The organism is Micromonospora sp. NPDC005174, assembly GCF_040608495.1.
Taxonomy (GTDB): domain Bacteria; phylum Actinomycetota; class Actinomycetes; order Mycobacteriales; family Micromonosporaceae; genus Micromonospora.
The window spans coordinates 19,206-44,455 of record NZ_JBEXIJ010000023.1 but is presented as its reverse complement, the minus strand read 5'-3'; the positions used below and the strand labels follow the sequence as shown (position 1 = coordinate 44,455).

The 25,250-nt window shown below is 70.9% G+C and carries 24 protein-coding genes; 11 read left to right on the top strand and 13 right to left on the bottom strand.

What is annotated here, in order from left to right:
* Positions 1–7: 7 nt before the first annotated feature.
* Together ABZU91_RS22965 and ABZU91_RS22960 are read right to left on the bottom strand one after the other, a co-directional pair.
* On the bottom strand, positions 8–451 hold the full coding sequence (locus ABZU91_RS22965; protein ID WP_355243921.1) for an alpha/beta fold hydrolase: 444 nt from the start codon (positions 449–451) through the stop codon (positions 8–10).
* Positions 452–502: 51 nt separating this feature from the next.
* Complete coding sequence (locus ABZU91_RS22960) at positions 503–688, bottom strand: hypothetical protein (protein ID WP_110562400.1); 186 nt, start codon at positions 686–688, stop codon at positions 503–505.
* Between the two features lie 238 nt (positions 689–926).
* Here ABZU91_RS22960 and ABZU91_RS22955 point away from each other — a divergent pair, with 238 nt between their 5' ends.
* Positions 927–1,085 carry a hypothetical protein gene (locus tag ABZU91_RS22955; RefSeq protein ID WP_355243917.1) on the top strand — a complete coding sequence of 53 codons (159 nt, stop codon included), beginning with the start codon at positions 927–929 and terminating at the stop codon, positions 1,083–1,085.
* A 213-nt stretch (positions 1,086–1,298) separates the two neighbouring features.
* On the opposite strand, the gene ABZU91_RS22950 is transcribed toward ABZU91_RS22955, so the two are convergent.
* A complete protein-coding gene (locus ABZU91_RS22950; protein WP_355243914.1) occupies positions 1,299–2,126 on the bottom strand; it encodes an SAM-dependent methyltransferase in 828 nt (275 codons plus the stop codon).
* Between the two features lie 224 nt (positions 2,127–2,350).
* Here ABZU91_RS22950 and ABZU91_RS22945 point away from each other — a divergent pair, with 224 nt between their 5' ends.
* Positions 2,351–3,541: a cellulose binding domain-containing protein gene (locus tag ABZU91_RS22945; RefSeq protein ID WP_355243911.1), complete on the top strand. Its 1,191-nt coding sequence runs from the start codon at positions 2,351–2,353 to the stop codon at positions 3,539–3,541.
* Between the two features lie 26 nt (positions 3,542–3,567).
* Positions 3,568–4,695 carry a glycosyl hydrolase 53 family protein gene (locus ABZU91_RS22940; RefSeq protein ID WP_355243909.1) on the top strand — a complete coding sequence of 376 codons (1,128 nt, stop codon included), beginning with the start codon at positions 3,568–3,570 and terminating at the stop codon, positions 4,693–4,695.
* A gap of 75 nt (positions 4,696–4,770) precedes the next feature.
* Here the strand turns inward: ABZU91_RS22940 and ABZU91_RS22935 are convergent, their stop codons facing one another.
* A complete protein-coding gene (locus tag ABZU91_RS22935; protein WP_355243906.1) occupies positions 4,771–6,294 on the bottom strand; it encodes an RICIN domain-containing protein in 1,524 nt (507 codons plus the stop codon).
* A gap of 272 nt (positions 6,295–6,566) precedes the next feature.
* On the opposite strand from ABZU91_RS22935, the gene ABZU91_RS22930 reads away from it, so the two are divergent.
* Positions 6,567–7,805, top strand: a complete 1,239-nt coding sequence (locus ABZU91_RS22930) for a hypothetical protein (RefSeq protein WP_355243904.1) — start codon at positions 6,567–6,569, stop codon at positions 7,803–7,805.
* Here the strand turns inward: ABZU91_RS22930 and ABZU91_RS22925 are convergent.
* Both ABZU91_RS22925 and ABZU91_RS22920 read right to left on the bottom strand, forming a co-directional pair.
* Entirely contained in the window at positions 7,727–8,086 is a 360-nt protein-coding gene (locus ABZU91_RS22925; RefSeq protein WP_355243901.1) for an MFS transporter, read from the bottom strand. The two genes, ABZU91_RS22930 and ABZU91_RS22925, sit on opposite strands and share 79 nt — an antisense overlap.
* Positions 8,087–8,095: 9 nt before the next feature.
* On the bottom strand, positions 8,096–8,629 hold the full coding sequence (locus ABZU91_RS22920) for a hypothetical protein (RefSeq protein WP_355243898.1): 534 nt from the start codon (positions 8,627–8,629) through the stop codon (positions 8,096–8,098).
* A 113-nt stretch (positions 8,630–8,742) separates the two neighbouring features.
* Between ABZU91_RS22920 and ABZU91_RS22915 the strand changes: the two genes are divergently transcribed.
* Positions 8,743–9,240 (top strand): YcxB family protein, encoded by a 498-nt coding sequence (locus tag ABZU91_RS22915; protein ID WP_355243895.1) that lies wholly within the window; start codon positions 8,743–8,745, stop codon positions 9,238–9,240.
* A gap of 6 nt (positions 9,241–9,246) precedes the next feature.
* Here the strand turns inward: ABZU91_RS22915 and ABZU91_RS22910 are convergent, their stop codons facing one another.
* Positions 9,247–11,265, bottom strand: a complete 2,019-nt coding sequence (locus tag ABZU91_RS22910) for a GTP-binding protein (RefSeq protein WP_355243892.1) — start codon at positions 11,263–11,265, stop codon at positions 9,247–9,249.
* Between the two features lie 395 nt (positions 11,266–11,660).
* On the opposite strand from ABZU91_RS22910, the gene ABZU91_RS22905 reads away from it, so the two are divergent.
* The 3 genes from ABZU91_RS22905 (at position 11,661) to ABZU91_RS22895 (ending at position 15,412) form a co-directional block, all read left to right on the top strand.
* Positions 11,661–12,962, top strand: a complete 1,302-nt coding sequence (locus ABZU91_RS22905; RefSeq protein ID WP_355243889.1) for a cellulose-binding domain-containing protein — start codon at positions 11,661–11,663, stop codon at positions 12,960–12,962.
* Between the two features lie 123 nt (positions 12,963–13,085).
* Positions 13,086–13,697 (top strand): YdeI/OmpD-associated family protein, encoded by a 612-nt coding sequence (locus ABZU91_RS22900; RefSeq protein ID WP_355243886.1) that lies wholly within the window; start codon positions 13,086–13,088, stop codon positions 13,695–13,697.
* A 119-nt stretch (positions 13,698–13,816) separates the two neighbouring features.
* On the top strand, positions 13,817–15,412 hold the full coding sequence (locus ABZU91_RS22895; protein ID WP_355243883.1) for a Na+/H+ antiporter: 1,596 nt from the start codon (positions 13,817–13,819) through the stop codon (positions 15,410–15,412).
* Between the two features lie 25 nt (positions 15,413–15,437).
* Here ABZU91_RS22895 and ABZU91_RS22890 read toward each other — a convergent pair whose 3' ends face one another.
* The 4 genes from ABZU91_RS22890 to ABZU91_RS22875 all read right to left on the bottom strand — a co-directional run bounded on the left by ABZU91_RS22890 (position 15,438) and on the right by ABZU91_RS22875 (position 18,113).
* Positions 15,438–15,779 carry a transcriptional regulator gene (locus ABZU91_RS22890; RefSeq protein ID WP_355243880.1) on the bottom strand — a complete coding sequence of 114 codons (342 nt, stop codon included), beginning with the start codon at positions 15,777–15,779 and terminating at the stop codon, positions 15,438–15,440.
* Positions 15,746–16,201, bottom strand: a complete 456-nt coding sequence (locus tag ABZU91_RS22885) for a hypothetical protein (RefSeq protein ID WP_355243877.1) — start codon at positions 16,199–16,201, stop codon at positions 15,746–15,748. The genes ABZU91_RS22890 and ABZU91_RS22885 overlap by 34 nt, the downstream gene beginning before the upstream one ends.
* Positions 16,202–16,351: 150 nt before the next feature.
* On the bottom strand, positions 16,352–17,104 hold the full coding sequence (locus ABZU91_RS22880; protein ID WP_355243874.1) for a GNAT family N-acetyltransferase: 753 nt from the start codon (positions 17,102–17,104) through the stop codon (positions 16,352–16,354).
* 4 nt (positions 17,105–17,108) lie between these two features.
* Complete coding sequence (locus ABZU91_RS22875) at positions 17,109–18,113, bottom strand: RNA polymerase sigma factor (RefSeq protein ID WP_355243871.1); 1,005 nt, start codon at positions 18,111–18,113, stop codon at positions 17,109–17,111.
* A 257-nt stretch (positions 18,114–18,370) separates the two neighbouring features.
* Here ABZU91_RS22875 and ABZU91_RS22870 point away from each other — a divergent pair, with 257 nt between their 5' ends.
* The 3 genes from ABZU91_RS22870 to ABZU91_RS22860 all read left to right on the top strand — a co-directional run bounded on the left by ABZU91_RS22870 (position 18,371) and on the right by ABZU91_RS22860 (position 23,635).
* Positions 18,371–21,271, top strand: a complete 2,901-nt coding sequence (locus ABZU91_RS22870) for a BTAD domain-containing putative transcriptional regulator (protein ID WP_355243869.1) — start codon at positions 18,371–18,373, stop codon at positions 21,269–21,271.
* A 113-nt stretch (positions 21,272–21,384) separates the two neighbouring features.
* The gene (locus ABZU91_RS22865; protein WP_355243866.1) at positions 21,385–22,593 is read left to right on the top strand and encodes a zinc-dependent alcohol dehydrogenase; all 1,209 of its coding nucleotides are present in this window, start codon (positions 21,385–21,387) and stop codon (positions 22,591–22,593) included.
* Positions 22,594–22,711: 118 nt separating this feature from the next.
* Positions 22,712–23,635, top strand: coding sequence for a hypothetical protein (locus ABZU91_RS22860; RefSeq protein ID WP_355243864.1), 924 nt, complete (start codon positions 22,712–22,714; stop codon positions 23,633–23,635).
* 138 nt (positions 23,636–23,773) lie between these two features.
* On the opposite strand, the gene ABZU91_RS22855 is transcribed toward ABZU91_RS22860, so the two are convergent.
* A complete protein-coding gene (locus tag ABZU91_RS22855) occupies positions 23,774–24,490 on the bottom strand; it encodes a zf-HC2 domain-containing protein (protein WP_355243861.1) in 717 nt (238 codons plus the stop codon).
* Positions 24,487–25,035 (bottom strand): sigma-70 family RNA polymerase sigma factor, encoded by a 549-nt coding sequence (locus tag ABZU91_RS22850; RefSeq protein WP_355243858.1) that lies wholly within the window; start codon positions 25,033–25,035, stop codon positions 24,487–24,489. The genes ABZU91_RS22855 and ABZU91_RS22850 overlap by 4 nt, the downstream gene beginning before the upstream one ends.
* Positions 25,036–25,250: the final 215 nt, after the last annotated feature.

Below are 25,250 nucleotides of genomic sequence, written 5' to 3'. Positions count from 1 at the left end.
TGGAACGTCACCGGGCGGCGCCGTTCGGTGTCGGGCTCCGAGTGCCGTGGGCCGCCATGATGATGAGGTCGGCTATCGCCTCCGGGTGAGTGACCATGGCGAGGTGCGACGAGTCGACCTCGATCGTCGTCGCGTTCATCCGCTCGGCCAGGAACTGCTCGAGCTCGGGTGCGGTCCTACGGTCCTGGCGCGAGATGGAGTAGTAGCAGGGTTTGTCCCGCCAGGCCGCTGTTGTCGTACGCGCCTTGAACAGGAGGCCGGCGATCGGACCCTGAACGACGTAGAGGGCGCGCGCAAGGGCCTCGTCGACGCCGCCGGCGAAGTCTTCGAGGAAGGCGCTCTCGCTGAGCTGCGTACCCGTTCTACATCGGGCAGGGTGCGGGTGGTCGGCCGGTAACCCTGTTCCTCGCGCCGCTGGCGATGGGGCCGCGCGGCCAGGTGGCGGAGGCACGAGAAGTCTCGGCACCCATCACGGGCCACCGGGGCGCTTTCGTCGTATCGGTCAGTCGGCCTGGTCGGGTCGATGTTCAGCGATCCACCGGGCAACATCGCGCCGACGCCACACCTTGCCCATCGCGAGCACGGCAACCGGGTCAGGGAAGCCCTTGCTGTTCGCGATGATGCTGACCCGCTGCCGGCTGATCCCGCCGAGCATGTCTCGGATCTCCGCAACGCCGACCAGATCCATGCCCTTGACGGTAGGCAACAACGTGTGGTAGCTGAGCGACAACGTGGAACATTGGTGCCGCACGTTGTTGACGCATGACACCAATGAGCGACAGCATGTGAGCATGACGTTGCGCCACACCCCATCCGGTCACTGCCTGCCGATCTCCGCAGGACACGCACCCATCCGCCCGATCTGGCACTGCCGCCGGGGGTGCGGAGTCTGGCCGTGCGCAACCGCCCGACTGACCCTGCGAGCCGTGTTCGACGGCGACCCGGTCGGGCTGTCGATCGAGATGGCCGGCTACCTCTTCGACGCGACCGGCGACATGGTGAAGCTCAACCCTCACGACATGCCCGGCCCTGACGCCCTGTTCGTTAGGTTCGTCGGATGGACCAGGCGCAGGCCGTTCACGTAGCCAGAGAGGAGGGCGCCCCGGCACCTCGGGGCGACCGGGGCCCTGGCGCTTGATCTCGGCGGTCCCGCTAGAACGACTCTGGAACCGTGGCACGATCTCGGGCGCTGAGACATGGCAGTACGGCAGTTTGGCGCACCCCCAGGTGCCCCGCAATCGCTGACGTTGTAGCTCGGGCTCAGTGCTCTCGCCGACGGACCGCGTCGAGGGTGGAACCTACGGTTTGCGGGCGAGCAGCCCGACGAAGGTGTGATAGGTGTCGGTCTGCTGCGGAGCGGACGCGCCCGGCTCCGGACGCCACTCGGCCAGCGGCACGAGCCCCGGTTCCAGCACCTCCAGGCCGTCGACGAAGGAAAGGATCTCCTCGTCCGTGCGCCAGCGGCCGGTGCCCAGCGACTCGTTGAAGACCCGCTCGACCTCGCGGGCCTTGCGGGAGCCCTCCGGGTCGCGCTCGCCCGGGTCCCGGAAGTGCGAGACCGCCACGTAGCTGCCGGAGGGCAGCGCGTCGATCAGCTCCGCCGCCACCGCTCGGGGGTCCTCGTCGTCACCGAGGTGGTGCAGGATCGCGAAGAGCAGCAGCCCGATCGGCCGGTCGAAATCGAGGAACCGCCGTACGTCCGGGTGGTGCAGAATCTCCTGCGGCGTCCGGATGTCCGCCTGGATCACCGTCGCGGTGCCGTCCGCGGCGAGCAGTGCCCGCCCGTGCGTCAGGACTATCGGGTCGTTGTCCACGTAGACGACCTGAGCCTTCGGGTTCTGCTCGGTGGCGACCTCGTGCACGTTGCCCTGCGTGGGCAGCCCCGATCCGATGTCGAGGAACTGGTCGATGCCCGCCTCGGAGACGAGGAAGCGGATCACCCGACGGAGGAAGGCCCGGTTCGCCTGGCCGGCGGCCGGCCCGTCCGGGGTGATCCGTAGGGCGTGCTCGGCGACCTGTCGGTCGGCCTCGAAGTTGTCCTTGCCGCCCAGGAAGAAGTCATAGACCCGGGCGACGCTGGGAATGCGGGGGTCGATGCCCGGGGGTGCCGCCTTGTCGCGGGTCACAGGCGTCTCCATTCGATGCGATTCAGCGCAGGCTGAGGACTGTGGACGGTGCCGGCGTTGCGGCGAGTGTAGCGATCGGGCAGAAAGATTTTCGCCCCGGCTGGTATCGCTCCCAGCAAGTCGTCCGCTCACCAGCGCACACATTGGCCGACGTGCCGAAAGGGCACCGACCGACTGGTGAGACGCGTTGGCGATCATCGATATGTGGCCGGCATCGTCGACGTATGACAGGAGTCTCGTCGTACTCGCTGTTCCGCCGTTCGGGGCTGGGTCTGCTGGCCGCCGTCATGGTGTCGACGGTGGTGCTCGCCACCGCTCTGGGCACCGCCCCGGCGGCCGACGCCGGCACCGCGGCGCCCGCCGCGTACCCCGGGGTCGCCCCGGCACCCGCCGGGGCCGCGATGCCCGCCGCCGACCCGACCGGCACCGCGCCGCCGCCTCCGACTTCGGCGCCCAGCACGCCGAACACCTCACCCTTTCCGCCGGGCCCGCCCACGAACCTGACCGCCAGCGAGGTGCGGGCCGGCTCGGTGACCCTCACCTGGACGGCCGCCAAGCCCGGCTGTTGCGCCATCGCCGGGTACGACATCACGTACTACCAGGCGTTCGACGACGTCATCTACAGCGCCAGCGTCGGTGCCGTCACGAGCACCACGATCAGCTTCTACATCGGGCCGGGCAAGCAGTACTCGTTCCGGATGGTCGCCCGGGACACCCTCGGGCACGGCTCGACCACCACCGACACGCTGACCGTGGTCACGCCGGTGACGGACACCGGCCCGGACACCACCCCGCCGAGCGCCCCGCAGACCCTGACCGTCGCCGAGGTTAACTCCTCGACGGGCACGCTGTCCTGGTCACCGTCGACCGACAACGTCGGCGTCCTCGGTTACAACGTCTACCGCTTCGACGGCTGGTTCAGCTCGACGCTGATCGCCACAGTGCCCGGGACGACGTACACGACAGCGCTGCCGGCATCGACACCGCTGCGGAACCTCTACTACGTGCGGGCACGGGACGCGGTTGGCAACGTGTCGATCGCGTCCAACACGGTCACCCTGCCCACGACGTCCACCCCGTCGCCTCCGCCGCCCTCGACCTGCCGGGTGACCTACCGGAACCAGTCCGAGTGGCAGACCGGTTTCGTGGCGTCCGTGACCGTCCAGAATCTCGGTGCGGCACCGGTCGACGGCTGGATCGTCACCTTCGCCTTCACGGGGGACCAGCAGGTGACGTCGGCGTGGAACGCCACGGTCGCCCAGACCGGCGCCACCGTGACCGCCCGTAACGTCGACTGGAACCGTGTCCTGGCGCCGAGCGGCTCGGCGACCTTCGGCATCCAGGGCCGGTGGAGCGCCAGCGACGCGCCGCCGCTCGGCTTCACGCTGAACGGCGCCCCGTGCACGGTGGGTTGAGCCCGTCCCCCTTCCTGAGGAGTCTCGTGAGCAGCACACCCCACCGCCGGCGGACGACCCTTGTCGGGGCTGTCCTGGCCGGCATCCTCGTCGCCACCACACCCGCCGCCCCGAGCGCACCCGCCTGGGCCGCGAACACGCTGAGCATGCGGGGCGCCGATGTCTCCTCGTTGCAGCGCAGCCTGGATCTGGGTGCCCGGTACTACGACGCGGGCGGCGTCGCCCGCGACCCGCTGGACATCCTGAGGTCCATCGGCGTCAACTACGTCCGACTGCGCGTCTGGAACAACCCCGTCAGTGGCTACAACAACAAGAGCAGAGTGTTGGGTCAGGCGAGGGCGGCCAGGGCGAAGGGCCTCAAGGTGCTCGTCGACTTCCACTACTCCGACACCTGGGCCGACCCCGGCAAGCAGTACAAGCCCGCCGCGTGGAACGGCCACACCCTGAGCCAACTGGGCGCCGACGTCTACAACTTCACCTACGACGTCTGCGCCAGCCTGCGCGGGCAGGGCACCCTGCCGGACAGCGTGCAGATCGGCAACGAGATCAACGTCGGGATGCTGTGGAACGAGGGCAAGGTCGTCAACAACGACTTCGCCCCGCTGGCCGGCCTGCTGAAGCAGGGCTACAACGCCACAAAGGCGTGCGGCAGCGGCATCCCGGTGATGATCCACACCGCCAACGCCGACAGCAACGCCAACGCCCGATGGTTCTACGACGGCATCCGCGCCCAGGGGGTGCAGTGGGACATCACGGCCCTGTCCTACTACTGCATGTGGCACGGCAGCCTGGCGAACCTCTACAACAACATCGTCGACCTGCGCGGTCGCTACGGCAGGCCGGTGGTGATCGCGGAGACCGCGTACCCCTTCACCCGCAACAACGCGGACAGCGAGCCGAACGCCATCGGCGACGCGACGTGCGACGGCATCAGCGCGACCTGGTCGGGCCAGGCCCAGGAGTTCGACTGGGTCCAGAACACGGCTCGCAACGCCGGGGCCGTCGGTGTCTTCTACTGGGAACCGACCTGGTACGCCGTCAACGGCAACGGCTGGGACCCGGCCAACATCAACGGCACCGGGAACCAGTGGGACAACATGGCGGTCTTCGACTGGTCCGGGCGGGTGAACCCGAACGTACGCTGGACGCCCTGACCTCCGCTGAGACGCGGTGACTCGTCAACGCGAAGCGCCCCCGCCCGATGAGCGGGGGCGCTGCCGTGCAGATCGTCAGACGGTCGTACGCGACCACTGCTGGTTGGCGCCGCTGTTGCACGTGTACTGCTTGAGGACCACGCCGTCGGCGGTCGACGAGGCCGGTACGTCCACGCACTTGCCGCTGTGCCGGGCGCGGAGCTGGAAGTAGCTGCCGTTGGCGACCATCTGGAACTGCTGGTTGGTGCCGCTGCCGCAGGTGTACTGGATCAGCTCGGCGCCGTCGGCGGTCGAGGCGCTCGTGACGTCGAGGCACTTTCCGCTGTTCCTGCTGATGATGCGCCAGTAGCCGCTGCCGGCGTCCTGGAACTGCCACTGCTGCCACGCGTTGCCGCCGTACGTGTACTGGCCGACGCGCGCGCCGTTGTCGGTGTTCGGCGACTGGACGTCCATCGCCTTGCCGCTGTGCCGCACGTCGATCCGGTAGAACGTCCCCGTCGTCGGCGGAGGCGTCGTGGGATCGCCGCCACCGATGGTGTCACCCCACCCGTAGCGGATGCGGTCTGCGCCGGAGGTGTTGCGGATGGTGAGGTTGAGGTCGGTGCCGCTGCCGCTGAGCGAGTACATCGAGTACCAGTCGTAGCCGATGCTGCCCGGCTTGCCGCCGAGGGCGGGCCAGTAGGTGCCGCCCATCTGGTTGTCCCGCATGACCTGGGCCATGGCGCGGATGTAGCGCACGAAGTTGTCGGTGCTGTTCGCGTCGCCGTAGTTGCGGCCGTCGTTCATGGGCGCGCCGAACTCGGTGGCGACCGCCCGTGCGGCGCAGTTGCCGAGGCGTGCCTGGATGTGGCTGCGGAAGGCGTCGTAGGTCATCGCGCCGTAGAAGAAGGCGTAGTAGTGGAAGGACAGCAGCGTCGAGTTGAAGCGGCTGTCGTTGCAGATGTCCCGCAGGTCCTGGCTGAACCCGGTGCCACCGATGAGCACCCGGCTGGGCGCGGCCGAGTAGTGGTAGGTGAGCCAGTTGGCCGCGACGTTGCGCCACTCGGTCGAGCTGTAGCCGTGCGGCTCGTTCATCGGCTCGAAGTAGACGTTGGTGTTCGCGCCGTACGTGTTGGTCACCGTGGACCACATGGCGTTCCACGCGGCGAGATTCGTGATCCTGCCGCCGGAGGCGGCCCCGTCCTCCCAGTAGGCGAGGATCACCTTGAACCCTCGGGCCGTGGCGGCGTCGATAGCGCCTCGATACGCCTCCCACCAGGCCGTCCCCACGGTGTGGGTGTTGATGGGCAGTCGGACGGTGTTGACGCCCATGGTGGACGCGAGGTCGTCGTAGAGGGCGTTGGCCTTGGCCCGCACCGTCGCGTTGCTGTCGGACATGCTCAGGCCCTGCACGACGAGGGGACCGGTACTGAAGTTGTCACCCAGCACGGCCCAGTTCATGCCTCGGAACTGACTGGTGGCGGCGGCGGCCGGCGTCGACATGACGGCGACGCCGCCCACCATCGCGGTCAGCGCGGCCACCAGAGCGACAAGCGTCCGTCGTAACAGTCGTGGATCGCGCGTCGAATCAGGTGCGCGGCCAGCGGGTGGTGTGACCATGATGCCTCCGTGGCGGTCGTGAGTGTGTTAGCGCTAACACGAACCGCGGACGTGAGTGGTCGCATCGCGGCGTGATGTAGGTGCCGCACAGGTGGACCCGGCACCTCACCCTGATGCGGACAGCGTGTGTTCTACGTGTTAAGCGCGTGTTGCAGCCAAGTGTTAGCGATCGCATCTGGGGTGTCAAGGCATCGACGTCTCTCGCTGGTGAGGCGATCGCCGGCCTCGTCGCGGGGCAGCGGGTGCCGATCGACCAATGACAGGATCGGTCGATGCGTGTTCTCTTCGACGGCCCGGTGCCGGTCGACTACGGGCAGATCTATGTGACGAGCCGCGAGCTGCCCACCATGGAACAGGCGTTCGCCGGGCAGGCGAACGGCCTGTGCGGGGGCGGTCACCCGGGCGGACTGTTCCTGATGACCGGCACGCATTCCGGGCGGGTCCGGTTCCGGATCGAGTGGTACGACTCCGAGCCGTCGGCCGCAGCCCCGCAGTGGGAGGACGTGGTGGAGGTGTCCTTCCTGCCCAGGGACTCCGTGGTCGACCTGGTCCCGTGGGGCGACGGTGCACTGGCCCGGCTGCCGTTGACCCCCGACGGGCACGACGGCGGTCGGCTACCGGCCTACCGCGTGCGGTACTGCGCGGCGGGCATGGACGAGGGTAGCGATCCGTTCGGAGGGCTCGACCCCGACGGGATCGACGAGGACGATCACTCCTACCTGGACCGCCGGCCGGACCGCTACCTGCTGTGCTTCTGGCCGCAGGGCAGCGCGAGTGGCGACCCGAGTGCCGGAGTCGACCGTACCGACACGATCCTGCGCCAGAGCAGCGACAGCGCCGCGTACTGGCACGGTTGGGCGCGCGGGTTGCCGCCCGCGCTCACGCTGTGGGAGCAGGTCGAGGCCGAGCTGCTCCGGCGGGCGGAGGAGGATCGCCGCAGGGAGGAGTACCGGCGGCGGGAAGAGCTGCGGCGCTGGGGTGGGCGTCCGCCGAGTGACCGACTCCGGCGGGTACGCGGCAACATCCACGGCCTCGTACTGCTGGACCGGGACCTGGTCGACGGGGTGGCCGGCGCCGACGCCGTCACCCAACGGCAGATCGCGATCTGGGCGGCGCGGCAGGCGTGCACCCTCGCCGGTATCGCTGACCTCGACTGGATGGCGCCGGTGTGGGCGGCGCTGGACCGGGGCGAGCCGCTACCCGACGATGTCACCGACACGAACGCGTTGTGGGAGCGCATCCTGGGCCGGCCGGCCGTCACGTTCGCGGTCCATTCACTGCGCCGGGCGGGTGAGGCGCCGTCCGACCTGCTGCGCGCGGGTCTCGACGCGCCGGTGGACCCGGTCCCGATGGCGCTGCCGGCACTCGTGGCCGCCGGGGAGCCGGACCCCTTGCAGGCAGCCTTGGAAGCGCTGTGGGCCGCGGTCGGCACCTACGCCTTCCGGCGGGACGAGTTCCTGGCGGAGGTGCGGCGGGTCTTCCCGATCGTCGACCGGCCCGACCAGGACTGATCCGCGCTGCCGCCATACCCGGGACGGCTCCTCGTCAGGTGGCGGCGGCGGTCCAGGATGTCGCCGAGCGGCACGAGCAGCAGGACGCCGACGGCGTACCCGATCTGCGTCGCGGTGACGAGCCAGCCCGCGGTCGCGGTCGACGCGTCCAGGTCCTCGGCGATGAAGCTGAGCAGCGGCTGCGCCCAGTACAGGTTGGCGATGGCCGCGCCCGCCGCCACCGCGAGGAGAAAGGTCAGCCGGCGGTTCAGCGCCGAGGGCGATGCCGGGGGGCCTGCCATCCCGCCACGCTAGTCGACAAGCGGTCCGCGCCGCAGTTCGCGCAGTACGCCGTGCCGGCGCACCGCCCAGGCGAGACGCCGGACGCTCTGGTGCCGTACGAACAGCGCGGCCGCTCGGCGGATCATGCCGAACCGGTGGTCACTGACCTGGTTCTCCATCGCTTGCCAGATCAGCTCGCGTACCTTCGCGTTGTCCAGGACGGACCGCAGCTCACTACGTACCGCAGGGTCTTCGCCCGCCGAGGCGATGGCCGCCGCCAGGCCCGGTCGGTCGGCGAGCGGCTCCACCGCCGCCGCGACGAGCGGCCGGCGCACCTCGTCCCGCTCCAACAGCAGCAACACGGCCTCCCGGATCTCGACCGTCTCCAGGCTCGACCGCAGCAGGTCCAGCAGACTGCGCTCGACCGCACCGTCGTGATCCGGTACGGCCAGCGTGGCCAGCAGCACGGACACCTCGTCGAGGTCGATGAGGTGTCGCAGCCCGTCGCGGAACTCGGGCAGCCCCCACGCAACCTGTAGCGCCTTCACGAGATCGCGGTTCATGCGCCATCCGCTACCCGCAATCGACACCGGGCGAAACTCCCACGACCACGGCCGGGGTCGGACTCCGACCGGTCGGAGGCGTGCCGGGGCCGGCGGGGCACTATCGTTCTGGAGTGCGCATCCGTTTCGACGTCCCCGCCGATCCCGCCTACCCCGCTCGCGTGGCGGCCACCCTCGCCGGTGTCCGGCTGCGCCGGTACAGCTACGTCGGCGCGGTGCTGGTGGTGGTCGGGGCGATCGGTCTGGCGCTCTCGCGCGGGTTGGCCTGGGGCGAGCGGGCGTCACCGCTGTGGACGGCGTTGCTGGTGTGCGGCGTGCTGTCGATGCTGTACCTGCCGTGGGTGCGGTCGCGGGCACGACGCCGCTCGGGTAGTTACGCCGTCGAGGGCGCCTACGAGATCACCGACGACAACATCATGATGCGCAGCGGGTCGGAGTCCGGCGGTATCGCGTGGGACGGCGTCGCGCAGGTGCGGGACACCCCGGACTTCTGGATCGTGTTCGTCGGCCGGATGCCGGCGACCGTGATCCCCCGGTGGTTGATGTCCGCCGAGGATGCCGAGACGTTGCGGAGCTTCATGGCCGACCGGGATCTGCTCCGAGCGCGGTGAGCGCGGTCACCCCTTCCGGGGCGCGTCAGCGGTGCCTCTTGGTGAGGCCGCGTCCCTGACGGCGCGGGGTCGGTTCTGCGGCTGGGCGAGGAAGCGCAGGTACGCCGCACGGTCGAACGGGTTGCCGTCGGTGCGGGGCCGGCGCGGCGGCTCGCCGGACACCGGTCGGTCACCGCCGGGACCCGATGACCACAGGCCCTCCCCGCTGGACAGGTCGGGCAGGTGCCGCTGCGCCTGCCGTTCGAGCCGCGCCGGCAGCACGCCGGTGATCCGCCAGCCGGCAGCGACATCGTCGGTGCCGTCGACCCGGGCGCCGAGCCGGCTCAGGTACGACGTGACAGGGCCGAGGCGGTCGGCCGGCACCTCCGCCTCGAAGCGGCGGTACGGCTCGAAGACCCGCGTGCCGGCCCCGGCGAGCGCCTGCATGAGGACGTAGGGCGCGAGGTCCCGAAAGTGCCCGGCGGTGGTGATCGGCGACCAGTAGCCGCTGTGGGTCAGGGTGATCCGGATGTCGGTGACGGGCCAGCCGTGACAGCCCTGGTCGAGGGCCGCTCGGGTGGCCTCCTCGATGGCGGTGTGGAACGACAGTGGCAGCGAGCCGAGTTCGACCTCCCGTCGGTAGTCCACGCCGGTGCCGGGCTCGACCCGGAACCCGACCGTCCCGAAGAAGCCGTGTCCGATGATCTCCAGGGCGGTGCCCGTGCCGGCCGGCCGTTCGACGTGCATGAGCAGCCCCGGCCCGAACTCCGCCTCGATCCCGTACGTCTCGAGGAGCGTGGCGGTCAGCACCTCGCGCTGCACATCGCCGTAGAGCAGCACACTCGTGCCGCCGTCCGGAGCCACCCGCGTCCGCAGGAACGGGTCGGTGTCGGCGATGTCCACCAGCGCGGCGTGCAGGGCCAGCGTCCGGGACACCTCGCGGGGTCGCACCACCGCCTCCAGGGTCGGCGCGGGAAAGTACGACCGACCGTCGAGGCCGGCCGGGCTGCCGAGCTGGTCGCCGAGACGTACACCGGTCAGGCCGGCGACCCGGGCGATGTGGCCGGCGGTCAGCGCGGTGGGCGCGGCCGGGGCGGTGGTCGCGCCGACCACGTCGAGCCGGGTGATCCGCCCGCGTGTCGCGGTGGTCCGGCCGTCCGGCCCCCGGCGGTACGCGGTGACCCGTTCGCGCGCCCGGAACTGCCCGCCGTACGCGCGCAGATACGCCACCCGCTCGCCAGAGGGGTCGCGCTCGATGGCGAACACCCGCGCCCGCGGATCCGGCTCGGCCGGCGGGGACGCCGGGAGCACCGTCGCGATGGCGTCCAGCAGCTCGGGTACGCCGGTGCCGGACAGCGCCGAGCCGAACAGCAGCGGGTGCACCTGCCCGGCCGCGACCTGGGTCCGAAGCGCCTCGTCGATGCGGTCGGCGTCGGGTGGCAGGTCGTCCACCAGGGCGGCCAGTAGTTCGTCGTCGTGCTCGGCGAGCGCCTCGGCGAGCCGGTGGGCGGCGTTGTGGTCGTACCCCGGATGGTGTGGCCGGTAGGTGGCCTCGGGGGTGCCGGGCGCGCGGACCGTGCCCAGCGGGACGACGGCCGGGGTGAGGAGCCGGCGCACGTCCGGGACCAGCTCGTCGGCGCGGGCGCCGACCCGGTCGATCTTGTTGACGAAGACCAGGGTGGGCAGTCGGAGCGACCGGAGGATCCGCATGATCCGGCGACTGTGCGGCTGGACGCCCTCGACGGCCGACAGCACCAGAACGGCCGCGTCGAGCACGCCGAGCGCGCGCTCCACCTCGGCCACGAAGTCGCTGTGGCCGGGGGTGTCGAGCAGGTTGACCCGGCGGTCCCGCACGGTGAACGAGGCGACGGCGCTGCGGATGGTGATGCCCCGGCGGCGCTCGATCTCGCCATTGTCGGTCTGGGTGGTGCCGGCATCGACGCTGCCGAGCCGGTCGATGACACCGGTGGCGTACAGCAGGCGTTCGGTCAGGCTGGTCTTACCGGCGTCGACGTGGGCGACGATGCCAAGGTTGATGGTCTGCACAGGCTGTCAGGTCCTCGAAAGCTCGCGTCCGGATGGGCGGGGTTTCGAGTCCTCGCATCGCCGTGCTCCTGTCTGCGGGCTGGTGCCGAGCCGTGGGAACCCGGTCCTTCTCCGGTCAGGCTGGCACGGTCGGGGACGTCGGGCCACCGATTAACGCGCATGCTTGATTAGATAGTGATCAGTCAATAGATTGAGGGCGGGCGTCACCGGGGGCCGGGCAACAACCGGACCGGTGACTGACAGCTCCACCTCGAGCCGGGCACGTCGGTCGTACGCACCGACCAGTCGCTGTGGCGCATCGCCGCGCCGCACCCGGCGTGTCGGCGCACCGCGTCCGCCCCGGACGCGCGCTGCCGCGCCGGTTCCTCCCGCTCGATGGCAGAAGGACACTTCCCATGACGATTTTCCGCGCCCGCCCCGCCCCGACCCTCGCGGTCGTCGCCGCGCTGGCCGCTGCCGTGACCGCGACCGGCACGGCCCTGCTCGTCGTACCGGCTGCGGCCGCCCAGGGCTGCCGGGTCGACTACACGCCCAACCAGTGGCCTGGCGGCTTCACCGCCAGTGTCAAGGTCAGCCCGGGCGACACCGCCGTCTCCAGTTGGACCGTGACCTGGACCTACGGCGGGAACGAGCGTGTCACGAACGGCTGGAACGCCACGGTCAGCCAGTCCGGATCGACGGTGACCGCCCGCAACATGTCGTACAACGGCGGCATCCCGGCCGGCGGCGCCACCGAGTTCGGCGTCCAGGGCACGTACGGCACCAGCGGAGGCGCGCCGACCGGGTTCACCCTGAACGGCGTGCCGTGCAACGGCGTCGCGCCGACCACGCCTCCGCCGACGACGCCGCCCCCGACGACGCCGCCCCCGACGACGCCGCCCCCGACGACGCCGCCCCCGACGACGCCGCCCCCGACGACGCCTCCGCCAACGACGCCTCCGCCGACCACGCCGCCCCCCACCACGCCTCCGCCGACGACGCCGCCCCCCACCACGCCTCCGCCGCCGGTCGGTTGTGCCGGGGCGGTGCTCTGCGACGGCTTCGAGAACCAGACCGGCTCGACGCCGTCCGGCGACTGGGCCGTCGTGAACCCGGACTGTTCCGGGGCTGGGACCGCCACCATCGACACGGCCACCACGCACAGCGGCAGCCGGTCCGTCCGGATCAACGGCGCGGCCGGGTACTGCAACCATGTCTTCATCAGGTCCACGAAGAACCTCGGCAGCCTGGGCAGTGTCCGGTACGGGCGGATCTGGGTCCGGCACACCACCGCCCAACCCACCGACCACACCACGATGATGGCGATGACCGACGCCGCCGACGGCAACCGGGACCTGCGGATGGGTGGCCAGAACGGCGCCCTGCAGTGGAACCGCGCCTCCGACGACGCGACCCTGCCCGAGCAGAGCCCGGCCGGGGTGGCGCAGAGCGTGCCGCTGCCCACGAACCGGTGGACCTGCCTGGAGTTCATGGTCGACGGCTCCTCCGGTCAGCTCCGAACCTGGCTGGACGGCACCGCCATCGCGGGACTGACCGCCGACGGCGTACCGACGCACGACATCGACGGACAGTGGTACAACCGCACCTGGCGACCGCAGCTCACCGACCTGAAGCTGGGCTGGGAGAGCTACGGCAACGGCGCTGACACCCTCTGGTACGACGACGTCGCGGTCGGGGCCAGCCGGATCGGCTGCTGACCGCTGGACGAGGTCGGGGGTGTGGCGCGGCTGTCGCGGCGCACCCCCGACCCTCCCCGCGCCGGTGCCGGAACGGTCCACCTGGTGGAGGCTGACGGCACGACGCGGCGCTAGCCTGCTGGCATGGCGAGCGCCGAACTTGAAGAGTTGATCGTCGCGGATGCCGACGCCCTGCGCGCGTGGTTGTCCGCCAACCACGCCGCGTCGCCGGGTGTCTGGCTCGCCCTGACCAGGAAGGGCGGCACGGTCACGACGCTGACCTGGCAGCACGCGGTCGACGAGGCCCTCTGTTTCGGCTGGATCGACGGGCAGGCCCGCAAAGGGGACGAGCATTCCTCCTGGATCCGGTTCACCCCCCGCCGCCCCCGCAGCGCCTGGTCACAACGCAACGTCGCCCACGTGGCCCGGCTGGAGGAGCAGGGGCGGATGACGCCCGCGGGCCGAGCCGCGGTGGAGGCCGCGAAGGCCGACGGGCGCTGGGCGGCCGCGTACGCCCCGCCGTCGGAAGCCGAGGTGCCGGCCGACCTGCTCGCCGCGATCGCGGCCGACCCCGACGCCCAGGCCATGTTCGACGTGCTCACCAAGACCAACCGGTTCGCTCTCATCTACCGCGTCAACGCCGTCAAGCGGGCGGAGACCCGCGAGCGCAAGATCGGCGAGTTCGTCGCCATGCTGGCCCGGCACGAGACCGTGTACCCGCAGAAGGCCAGGCCGTCGAGCACCCCGTCCTCGTGATCATCGGTGCGGAGGCGCCGCTGGTCGTCCTGCACGGCACAGGAAGCGTCAAGTAGCTGTCCACTGGGTCCGGCCATCCTTGTCCGACCCACCACCGGAACGAAGGACAGAGGAACCTGGTGTCCAGCCTCGCACTGGTCGTAGCGGTTGGCGTCGCGATCCTGGTCGGTACGGGCGCGGCCCGACGGCTCCGGATCGCCCCACCCGTACTGCTCCTGATCGCCGGTGTCCTCCTCGGGTTCGGGCCCGCGCTGCGTGGGGTGCACCTACCGCCCGAGGCCGTTCTCCTGGTGTTCCTTCCGGTGTTGCTCTACTGGGAGGCGTTCTCCTCGTCGTTGCGCGAGATCCGCCGGAACCTGCGGGTCATCGTGCTGCTGAGCACCCTCCTCGTGGTGGCGACGGCGGCCGGTGTGGCGGCCGCCGCGCACGCGCTCGGCCTCGGCTGGGGAGCGGCGTGGGTGCTCGGCGCCGCCGTCGCTCCGACCGACGCGACGGCGGTCGGCGTCCTGGGCCGGATGCTGCCGCGTCGCATCGCGACCACGCTGCGCGCGGAGAGCCTGGTCAACGACGGTACGGCGCTGGTGATCTACACGCTCGCAATCGGCATCACCCTGGGCGAGGAGCACCTGAGCGTCGGTCGGGTCGCCGGCCTGTTCGCCTTCTCGTACCTCGGCGGTATCGCGTCCGGCGTGATCGTGACGTTCCTCGTCCTACAGGTCCGTCGCCGGTTGACCGACCCGTTCCAGCACAATCTGCTCGCGCTGTTGACGCCCCTGACCGCCTACCTGATCGCCGAGGCGGCCGAGGTGTCCGGTGTGCTCGCGGCAGTGGTCAGCGGACTGTGGGTGGGCCGCGTCTCGCCACGGCTGTTCCCTGGTAGAGCCCGCAGGCAGGTCCACACCGTCATGGAGTTCGTGACCATGTTGGCGAACGCGGCGTTGTTCGTCCTGGTGGGGTTGGAGGCGCAGTCGGCGGTACGCGGGCTGGACAGCACCGGTCTGGCACACGGCATGCTGGTCGCGGTCGTGGTGTGCGCGGTCATCGTCGCGGTGCGGTTCGGCTGGCTCTTCACCAGCCCGTACGTGATCCGGGCGATCGACCGCCGACCGCAACAGCGCGAACGACGGCTCAGCGGGCGGCCACGGGCGCTCATGTCGGCCGCCGGGTTCCGCGGCGCGGTGTCGATGGCGGCGGCGCTGGCCGTACCGCACACCCTTCCGTCCGGGGCCGGGTTCCCGGACCGGGACCTCATCGTCTTCGTCACGGCCGTGGTGATCGCCGTGACCCTGCTGCTCCAGGCGCCGCTGATGCCCCGGGTGACGCGGTGGGCCGGGCTGGGCGCCGACGGGGAGGCCGAGCGGGAACGCCGGCATGCCGAGATCACGTCCATGGACCGGGCGCTGGAGTCTCTGCCCATGATGGCGGCCGAGTTGGGTACGAGCGACGACGTGCACGAGCAGTTGCGCACGGAGTACGACCGTCGTTTGCGTGTGCTGCGCGACGGCGACGCCACCTCCGGCCCGGACGAGGCCGCGGCCGACTACGAGAAGCAGTATGCCGACCTGCACCTCGCGGTCATCGACCACCGCCACGGCACGGTGGTGCGCATGCGCGATTCGGGCGAGATCGACGACGAGGTGCTCCGCCGGGTCCAGGACGGCCTCGACCTCGAACAGGTCCACATGGCCCAGCGGCGGGACAACGACACGCGTTGAGCGTCCCGCCGCCGGTGGTGGTGGCTCAGTCGACACCGTCCACGCGGGCGGCGATGTCCCGCAGGGCGGCGATGTGGGCGCTCAGGGCCGTCCGACCGGTCGTGGAGAGGTTGATCCACGTCCGGGGCCGCTTGCCCACGTAGCCCTTGCGCACCTCGACGTACCCGCTGTCGCTCAAGGTCGAGATCCGCTTGGACAGGGCCGAGTCGCTGAGTTCCATGGCGTCACGGACGAACGCGAACTCGGCCCACTCGGTCCCCGCCAGCAGCGCGAGGATGGCCAGCCGGGTGGGATCGAGCAGGGCCGGGTCCAGCTTCGGGTCGGCCGCCACGGTCAGGCCGAGCGGGTGAGGACGCGGCGCTGCCACCACGGCCCCGCGGCGGCCATCAGCACACCGACGATCAGACCGCTCCACACCCAGACGTGCGGGACGTCCAGGGCGCTGGCGAGCGTCGTGCCACCGATCAGCAGGGCCACCACCAGGACCGACCACAGCAGGGCCGACGTGTCGGCGGTGGCGCGGGGACGCACCGGCCGCTTCAGCAGGGTCGCGCCCCACCTCGTGTTGGGGAGCATCGCGACGACCAGCAGCAGGATGACGATGGTGGTGCCGTAGGTGCGCACGAAATCCGGATACTGGTCGGCGGCAAACCCGCAGGCCCCGACGGCGACACCGCTGGCGAGCCAGGCCCACCACGGCCAGCCCGCGGCTGCCGCCGTCTGGTCCCGGCGCCGGTCGACGTCCTGGAGAGCTCGTCGGGCCTCTTCTGGGGTGGGGGTGGTGCTCATCGCGCAACTCCTTGAGCTAGGGAAAGTACTTGCTCGGATGGAAAGTTAACACTCACTTTCCGTATGAGCAAGTACTTTCCCCGCCGGTGGCGCGCGTCACGGCGCTGCCGCCAGGACGGGGTGTCAGCCCGGCGGCAGCGCCGTACGGGTTCACTCCGGGAGCTGGTAGAGGCGGTAGCGGGTGACGGTGTCGAACCCGATCTGCCGGTATACCGGCTCGCCCTCACTGCTCGACTGCAGGGTGACGATCTGCCGTCCGGCCCCGCGGGCGACGCGCAGCGCCTCCAGGGTGAGGGCGGTCGCGATGCCCCGCCGGCGGTGGTCGGGGTGGGTGGCGATGCAGTAGAGAGCGCCGACGTCGGTGCCGAGCGACAGGGTGCACGTGCCGACGGTGCGGCCGTCCACGATGCCGGCCAGGCGGACCACCTCCGGATAGGCGAAGGCGAGTTCCCGGTCGGCGACGAGCCCGAGGTCGCCCGAGATGCCGAGCGGGCCGGCGTACGCCTCGACGTACTCCCGCACCTCGGCCGGCGTCGCGGCGACCTGGATCCGCAGGTCGGCGGGAGCCTCGCTCTCGGCCACGCCGGTCACGTCCATCGCCATGACGGGCATGTCGGAGATCTGCGTCGCGCCGCGCGCGAGCAGGCCCTCGGCGGTGCCCTCGTCGCTGTCCGCGCCCACCCACCAGCCCCAGGTGGAGCCGGTCAGGTGCTTCCTCGCCTCCGTGATCGCCTCGTCGAGCTCCCGCCCGCGCACGCGCAGGACCCCGTTGAGCAGCGGGTGGGGGATGTCCGTGCGGTAGGTCGGCAGATCGGTGTCGGGCTGGGCCCCGGCCCAACCGCACCAGTACCGGCGGTTAGCGGCGAGCTGCGGTTCCAGATCATGGATGGAGTACGTGGTCATACCCTCAGGACGCCGCTCGGCCGGCGGAAGTTCGATTCCGCGGGGGAGTTGTCTCCGGTCGGGCCGGCCGTGGGGTGTGCAGAAGGCGCACCTCGCGTACCAGGCCCTCTTGCTCCCTGAGCAGCCAGGTTGCCCCCGGCGGGCAGTGGTACGGGTCCTCCAGCGGGTTGATGAAGGCGTTCTCCCAGATCGTGATGCCGGAGCCCGCGACCACGCCGGTGATTTCGTGGCGGACGCCCGAGTCGTAGTCCTGTCGGATGACCGCGAAGACCGGTTCCCGACCGATCGTCCGGGTGCCGTTGGGCCACCAGAAGCTCATGTCCTCGGCCCAGCGGGCCGCCACCTCGTTCAGCGGCGCGCCGCCCGGCACCGCCGCCAGGATGGTCGTCGCCTCCTCCTGTCGTTCGGTGCGGAGCGCCACGGTCTCGCCGTGCCGCTCGTCGTGCACGCGAGGCAGGACCTCGGCCAACTGCCGGCGCGCCTCGCTCAGGCGACTACGGACGGTGCCGACCGGGGTTCCGCAGAGGGCCGCGATCTGCTCGTACGAGTTGTTCTCGGTGAAGTACCGCAGCAGCGCCACGGTCTGCGCGGCCGGCGACAACTGCCGTAGTCCGTGCCAGACCCAGTCCCGCATGGCGCTGCGCTCGATGCGGGCTACCGGGTCGTCCAGCTCAGAGGCCAGCAGGTTCTCACCGGCAACCCCGACCGGTACGGGGAGACGGTCGCGGAGCATCGTCCGGCAGTTGTTCCGCACGATGGTGTGCAGCCAGGGCCGCGCCGCGCTGGGGTCGCGCAACTCCCCGATCCGGCTGAACGCCGTGATAGCCGCGTCCTGGCACGCGTCCTCGGCGTCGGGGCCGCCACCCAACAGGCGGCGAGCCACGGCGAGCATGCCGGCGTAGTGACGGTCGAAGAGCAGCGCGAAGCTGGCCGTATCGCCCTGCTGGGCGCTCCGCACCAGCTGAGCCGTGTCGCCGGCCGGCACGAGCGCCGAGGTCGGAAGAAGCATCCGGGAACGCTAGCGCGCCGGCGGGAAAAACCCGTCCAGGGGATCGAACTTTCCTCTCGCCAGCGACGTCTGCTGAGCATGGGTTACAAGACAGGGCCGCACCATGGCGTCGCCGACCGGTTCGATGCGTGCCGTCTTCGACCCGGAAGTCGGTTTCGCCGGGCCCGGGATTGTCGGATCGTCCGTCGCGCGCCCGGAAATGTCCAATCCAGTCATCGTCAAGTCAGCCTCCACCAGGTGGACGCAGCGTGATCAAGGTGAGGGAAGACGTCGGCTCCGGTCGGACAGAGGAATCGGCGTTGCAGGAGGGACCACGCCTACAGATCATGGGTCCGCTGCGGGTGTGGCGCGGCGCGACCGAGCTCGACGCGGGCCCGCGTCAGCAACGCCGTCTCCTGGCGGTCCTGCTGGCCCGCCAGGGGCGCCCCACCACCACCAGCGATCTGTTGGATCTCGTCTGGGGCCCTGATTCGCCGGCCAGCGCCGTGAACGTGATCCACAAGTACGTCGCGGCGCTGCGCCGCCTGCTCGAACCCGACCTGCCCCCGCGGGCCGTCGGCTCGTACCTGTTGCGGCACGGCAACGGGTACCTCTTCGTGGCCGGGCCGGAGGCGCTCGACCTCGTCGCGTTCCGCAGCGACGTCTCGGCCGCGAAGTCCAGCCTGGCGCAGGACCGTCCGGACGACGCGTTGGAGCACTACCTCGACGCGCTGCGGCGTTGCCACGGCTCGTCCGGTGACGGCCTGGTCGACAGCGCCGCCGCCGCGGCAGTCCTCGCGGGCATCGACGGCGAGTTCTTCGACGCCGCCATCGCCGCCGCCGCGGTGGCCGTGCGACTGCGGCAGCCCGCCCGGGTGCTGGCGCCGCTGCGGCTCGCGGCCGCGATGGGTCAGCTCAACGAGCCGGTCCACGCGAGCCTCGTGACGACCCTCGCCGCGGCGGGCCAGCAGGCCGAGGCATTGGCGGTGTACGGCGCGATCCGGACGCGCCTCGACGAGGACTTGGGTATCGACCCCGGCTACCACCTTCAGGACGCCCACCGACGGGCCCTCACCCAGACGGCGCTGGCACCCGTCGAGGACGCCGACCCCGTGGTGGCCCGACGGACGACGCTGATCCGTCCGGCGCAGCTCCCGCCGGACCCACCTCTCTTCGTGGGCCGCGAATCCGAACTGCTGATCCTGCGCGATCTGAACACGGGAACGCGGACCGCCGAACGGACCAGCCCCCTGGTGATCGCGATGGACGGCATGGGCGGGGTGGGCACCTCGACGCTCGCCGCGCACTTCGCGCACCGGGTGGCCGACGAGTACGCCGACGGGCAGCTCTACCTCGATCTGCGCGGCCACCTCTGCGCGGGCGGGCGCCTGTCGGCCGACGACGCCGTGCGTTCACTGCTGCACCTCGTGGGCGTGCCCGCCTCCGACGTACCCGACACGTTCGACGCGCGCATCGGGATGTACCGCAGCATGACAGCCGGCAGGCAGATGCTCTTCCTGCTGGACAATGCTCACGACGCCGCCCAGGTACGCCCGCTACTGCCGAACTCGGCACGAAGTCTCGTGATCGTGACCAGCCGGCGGGCCCTCGTCGGCCTCGCGGCGTTCGACGGTGCGCACCTGCTCCGGGTCGACCCGCCCGATCTGCCGACGGCCCGTCGACTTCTCGAACGTCGGCTCGCCGGCCTGCCGAGCCGGTCGACCGACGACGGAGGCTGTGCCAGCACCGCCGACGAGATCATCGAGCTGTGCGGCCGGCTTCCACTGGCGCTGGCCATCCTGGCGGCCCGGATCGCCGCTCGTCCGGGGCTGTCGCTCGCGACCATCGCCGCGGAGCTGCGCGACAGCGCCCGCCGACTGGAAGCGTTCGCGGGTGGGCCTGGGCTGAACGACCCGCGTACCGCCTTCTCGTGGTCCTACCGGCAGCTCAGTCCGGACGCCGCCCGGCTGTTCCGGCTCCTGTCGGTAGCCCCGCTGCCCGGTGTCACGGCCGAGGCGTGCGTGAGTCTCGCCGACCGCGACCCGGACAGCACGCGCGCCCACCTCGCCGAGCTGATCGACGCGGCGCTGGTGACCGAGCACGAGGACGGCCGCCTCACCTCCCACGTCCTGGTGAAGGCGTACGCCGAGGAGCTGCTGGAGGCCGAGGAGTCGACGGCGGAGCGCGAGGCGGCGCTCTCCCGCCTGTTGCAGCACTACCTGCACACCAGTTACCAGGCACAGCTGGTTCTGGACCCGAACCGGCCACCGATCGAGCCGCCACCTCCGCTGCCCGGTGTCGTCCCTCAGCGGCCGGGCACGTACGACGAGGCCATCGACTGGTTCGACCGCCAGCGGGAGATGCTCACGGAGGCCGTACGCCTGGCCGCCGACGTCGGGTACGGCATCGTGCCGTGGCAGCTCGCCCTCGCCATGCAGCAGTATCTGCAGTGGGCCGGACGCTTCCAGGACTGGGAGGACGTCATGCGGATCGCGCTGCGGGACGCGCGGGAGCGCGGCGATGTCGTCGGGGAGGCGCACGTCCTGCGCAGCCTGGCCGGCGCACGGTACCTGCTCGGCGCCCACGAGGAGGCGCTGCGCCTGCTCGGTGAGGCCGCACGGACCTACCGGGACCGGGACATGCGTCTGGAACAGGCGCTGGTGCACAACAACTTCCACGAGGTGTTCAGCGCGCTGGGCCGGCACGACCGCGCCCTCGAGCACAGCGCGAAGGCGCTGTCGCTGTTCCGCCTGCTCCACAATCGTCGGGGCCAACTCGGCAGCCTTCTGGGCACGGGACGGTCGTTGACCGCCCAGGGCAAGGTCACGGAGTCGATCGGGGTGCTCCGGGAGGCGCTTGACCTCAGCCAGCGGGTGGGGCGGGGGCACGAGGAGAGCGAGATCCGGGCCGCCGTCGCGGACAATCTCGCCGAGACCGGACGCGTCGCCGAGGCGGTCACCGAGCTGGAGATCGCGGCGAGCGCGGCGCGGCGCGTGGGGGACCGGCCGTCGCAGTTCGATGCGCTGCGACAGATGGTCGACGTTCTCATCGCCGCTGGTGACGTCGCCGCGTCGCGTCGGGCTCTCGAACAGGCTCGCACGCTTCTGCACGAGTTTCCCGACGGTGGCACCGACAGCATGCGTGCCTCCGTCACCCGTCTCGCCGAGAGACTGAGCTGAGGGCGCGGTTTGGACACCTCGTGCCCGGGGAAGCCGGCATTCGTCCCGGGCACGAGGTGTCCCGTTGTCGAGTGCTGGCGCGACGAGGTCGGCCAGCGCGGATGGGAGTACGCGTGAAGGCAGTCGTTTGGCATGGCATCGGTGACATCCGGGTTGACGATGTGCCCGAACCCCGCATCGAACAACCCACGGACGCGATCGTCCGGGTGACCACCGCGGCGATCTGCGGTACCGACCTGCACTTCGTGCGCGGCACGATGCCGGGGATGAAGCAGGGCAAGGTCCTCGGTCACGAGGGCATCGGGGTGGTCGAGGAGGTGGGCTCGCAGATCCACAACTTCCGGCCGGGTGACCGGGTGGTGATCTCCGCGGTGTGGGGCTGTGGGTCCTGCTGGTACTGCCGCCGGGGCCTCTTCGCGCAGTGCGACAACGCCAACCCGCTCGGGCCGCGGATCGGCACCGCCTCGCCCGGCTCACCCGAGATGCAGGGTCCGTTCAACGGGTTGCAGGCCGAGTACGCCCGTGTGCCCTTCGCGCACACCAACCTGATCTCGTTGGGCGAGAACGTCACCGAGTCGCAGGCCATCACGCTCTCCGACATCTACCCGACCGGCTACTTCGGCGCGGTTCTGGCCGACGTCAGCGACGGCAAGGTCGCCACCGTCTGGGGCTGCGGTCCGGTGGGCCAGTTCGCCATCCTCTCGGCGTACCAGCGCGGCGCGTCCCGGGTGATCGCTGTCGACGGGCACGCCGACCGGCTGGAGCACGCCCGCAGCCGTGGCGCCGAGGTGATCAACTTCAACGAGGTCGACCCGGTCGAGGCCATCATGGAGTTGACGAACGGCATCGGGGCCGACTGCGCCATCGACGCCGTCGGAGTGGACAGCGAGAGCGCCAAGTCGGGGCCCGCAGCGGGTAAGGACGACGCGCGCAACGCCGAGGAGCAGCGCAAGATCTCCCCGGACCTCGACAGCGCGGGCCAGGACGGGCACTTCAAGCCGGGTGACGCGCCGAGTCAGGCGCAGACCTGGGCGGTGGACAGCCTCGCCAAGGTCGGCACGCTGGGCATCGTGGGCGTCTATCCGCCTGGCGACCGGTACTTCCCGATCGGGATGGCCATGGGGCGCAACCTGACCATCCGCGCCGGCAACGGCAACCACCCCCGGTACATCCCCAAGCTGGCGGCCATGGTGGCGTCCGGTCAGGTCCGTCCGGAGGACGTCGTGACCGAGCACGAACCGCTCACCGACGCGGTCGCCGCGTACCGGGAGTTCGACATGCGCAACCCGGGTTGGCTGAAGGTCGCCCTGCAAACCACCTGAGGTCGCCCACGTGATGACGGCGGCGGCACCGGCCCTGAACCGATCCCGGACCTGTTCCGTGTGAGGGGCGAACGGTTTCCGGACCTCCTGGAAGCCGGGTGACCGCTGGAGATTCCCGATGATGCGCAACCACGTGACACCCTTCATCGCCGCGCTGGCCGTCGGCGCGGTGACGCTCACGGCGTGCGGCCCGAGCCAGGTGCCACCCGGCCCGGCGCGGGCCGCCGACCTGAGCGGCAGCCCGGCGGCGTCGCCGCAGGGCGGGGCCGGTGTCGCCGACCTCGCTCTGACGTCCGGCACCGCCAAGTCCAACAACGCGGCTCCGGGGACCGGTGACTGGGCGGTACCCGACGGTGGGGTGGCGACCGGGGCCGCCCGCGAATCGGCTCAGCGCTGGGTCCAGATGACCGTGGGCAGGGCGGGCAAGCTCGACCCGGTCGTCGTCAACGGTGCGGGGCTGACCCTCTACCGATTCGACAAGGACAGCAACAACCCGCCGACGTCGACCTGCGACGGTGACTGCGCCGCGACCTGGCCGCCGGTCACGGTGATGCCGGGCGGCAAGATCTTCGTCGCGGGGGTCAAGGCGGAGGCCGTCGGCACCGTCCGGCGCTCGGACGGCAGCCGGCAGGTCACCATCGGGGGCTGGCCGGTCTACCGCTTCGCCAAGGACACCAAGGCAGGCGACACCAAGGGCCAGGGTGTCGGAGGCACCTGGTTCGGCGTGACCCCGACCGGCGGCAAGGCCGGCGTGTCCGGTGACGAGCAGCCCGCCGCGGAGTCGCCGGCCGCACCGGCCACCAGCGCGGTCCTCTTCGACGACCCGAACTTCGGCGACGGCGCCGGTTCGCAGGGCGTCGCGGGAACCGGCTGCCGCAACCTGAGCCGCCCGGGGGTCTCCTCCTCGGTGGCGGCGCCTGGCTCGCTCAAGCTCTGGGCCGGCCCGGACTGCACCGGCCGGTCGAAGGTGATCAACGGGGACGTCACGGATCTGGCGACTGTCGACTTCGACAACGCGGTCGTCTCGGTGCGCCTGGGCTGACCTTGCGCCACGGCTCGCGCCGGCCCGGCCACTGGCCTGGGCCGGCGCTGCTGTCTGTCGCCCGGCCGTCGAACACAACCATCGGCCACTGACGATGGCCGGTGGCCGGATCAGCCACCGGCCACCGACGAGGGCTGGCTACAGCTTCGCGCTGACGTACGCCATGCCGTCGGTCGTCTCCACCCGGACACTGTCGATCTGGGCCTCGTCGATCAGGGCGCTGCCGTCCAGGGTCACACCCTCGGCGGCCCCGCGCTCCGACACCAACCAGCTGCCCGCCAGCACCGTGCTGCCGTCTCTGCCCACGACCAGGAGGCGGCAGCGTTGGCCCTGCGGGATGCCGGAGACCGTGGCGTTGACACGTACCCAGCCGGGGGCCGGTGTGACGGCCACGGCGAGACGAGCCCCCGTGCGTGGGTCGGAGGCGCTGGTGGAGCGGACGGTCGGGTCGGCCGCGACGGTCGGGGTCGGCGGCGGCGCTGTCGCGTCCGTCGTCCCGTCTCCCCGGGGAAGGAAGAGGGCGCCACCGAGGACCGCGGAGGCGACAACGGCCGCCGCGACTCCGGTGACGGTGTGATGGCGACGGCGCTGGTCGGCGGCCTCCCCGCGGATCTGGCGCAGAGTGCGCTGCAACAGCAGGTCGCCGTCCTCCGGCGGGCCGTCCAGCAGCATCACGTCGGGTACGTTCTCGAGCGCGCCCGCCCACGTCCGCAGCGACTCGACCTCGGCTCGACACTGCGCGCAACCCGCCAGGTGCTCCTCGGCTCGGTGGGTCGCCTCCTCATCGAGTGCCCCCAGCAGATAGCCGCCGATGTCGAAGTGGTCGGCGCGGGGCGATGAGCTGTCGGAATTCATGAGGCAGGCCGTTCCACCCCGGCGCGACGCTCGGCGAGATCGCGGAGTGCTCGGAGTGCGTAGTAGGAGCGAGACTTCACGGTGCCCGGTGGGATACCGAGGACCTGTGCGGCTTCCGCGACTGTACTCCCGCGCAGGTAGACCTGCTCGAGCACCTGTCGGTGCTCCGTGGAGAGGCGGTTGAGCGCGTCGGTCACGACAATCGAGTTCACCACCTGGTCGGCGTGGTCACGCTCGACCGCTGATTCGGTCGGGCCCTCCGGCACCTCGGGTGGGCGCGCGTTCCGGGCGCGGATGGTGTCGGTCACGATGTTGCGGACGACAGTCAACAGCCAACCCCGTACCGAGCCCTTGCCGTTGACTAGCGCGTCGGGGTGCCGCCACGCGCGTACCAGCGCTTCCTGGACGACGTCCTCCGCGGCCGCGCGGTCGCGGGTCAATTGTGTCGCATAAGCGAGCATCGCGCGTCCGTGCTCCTCGAATATGGACCGGACCAGTGCTTCGCCTGCCACTTCGCGCCGACGAACAGGTCCCGATCCCGCCATTGCTACCACCCTTTTGCTGACCCTCACGTCGTCGGCGTTCCCGCCGGATGCCTACGGGTCCTCAGGATGCACGTCCTGTTCGTACCGTTAGTTGATCACTAGAAGATCTGTCTACTGACCCACGTCGAGGCCGAATCGAGATGTCAACCGTCGCCGATGCGGGTCCGGCCACCCGGTCCGCGCTGGGCTCGGACGACACGTCCGAGCCCAGCGCG

What these genes read in the sequence shown, in the direction of transcription:
- ABZU91_RS22960 (WP_110562400.1), bottom strand. Translation starts at nt 688, where the DNA reads ATGGATCTGGTCGGCGTTGCGGAGATCCGAGACATGCTCGGCGGGATC.
- ABZU91_RS22945 (WP_355243911.1), top strand. Translation starts at nt 2,351, where the DNA reads ATGACAGGAGTCTCGTCGTACTCGCTGTTCCGCCGTTCGGGGCTGGGT.
- ABZU91_RS22935 (WP_355243906.1), bottom strand. Translation starts at nt 6,294, where the DNA reads ATGGTCACACCACCCGCTGGCCGCGCACCTGATTCGACGCGCGATCCA.
- ABZU91_RS22930 (WP_355243904.1), top strand. Translation starts at nt 6,567, where the DNA reads ATGCGTGTTCTCTTCGACGGCCCGGTGCCGGTCGACTACGGGCAGATC.
- ABZU91_RS22925 (WP_355243901.1), bottom strand. Translation starts at nt 8,086, where the DNA reads ATGGCAGGCCCCCCGGCATCGCCCTCGGCGCTGAACCGCCGGCTGACC.
- ABZU91_RS22920 (WP_355243898.1), bottom strand. Translation starts at nt 8,629, where the DNA reads ATGAACCGCGATCTCGTGAAGGCGCTACAGGTTGCGTGGGGGCTGCCC.
- ABZU91_RS22905 (WP_355243889.1), top strand. Translation starts at nt 11,661, where the DNA reads ATGACGATTTTCCGCGCCCGCCCCGCCCCGACCCTCGCGGTCGTCGCC.
- ABZU91_RS22900 (WP_355243886.1), top strand. Translation starts at nt 13,086, where the DNA reads ATGGCGAGCGCCGAACTTGAAGAGTTGATCGTCGCGGATGCCGACGCC.
- ABZU91_RS22885 (WP_355243877.1), bottom strand. Translation starts at nt 16,201, where the DNA reads ATGAGCACCACCCCCACCCCAGAAGAGGCCCGACGAGCTCTCCAGGAC.
- ABZU91_RS22880 (WP_355243874.1), bottom strand. Translation starts at nt 17,104, where the DNA reads ATGACCACGTACTCCATCCATGATCTGGAACCGCAGCTCGCCGCTAAC.
- ABZU91_RS22875 (WP_355243871.1), bottom strand. Translation starts at nt 18,113, where the DNA reads ATGCTTCTTCCGACCTCGGCGCTCGTGCCGGCCGGCGACACGGCTCAG.
- ABZU91_RS22860 (WP_355243864.1), top strand. Translation starts at nt 22,712, where the DNA reads ATGATGCGCAACCACGTGACACCCTTCATCGCCGCGCTGGCCGTCGGC.
- ABZU91_RS22855 (WP_355243861.1), bottom strand. Translation starts at nt 24,490, where the DNA reads ATGAATTCCGACAGCTCATCGCCCCGCGCCGACCACTTCGACATCGGC.
- ABZU91_RS22850 (WP_355243858.1), bottom strand. Translation starts at nt 25,035, where the DNA reads ATGGCGGGATCGGGACCTGTTCGTCGGCGCGAAGTGGCAGGCGAAGCA.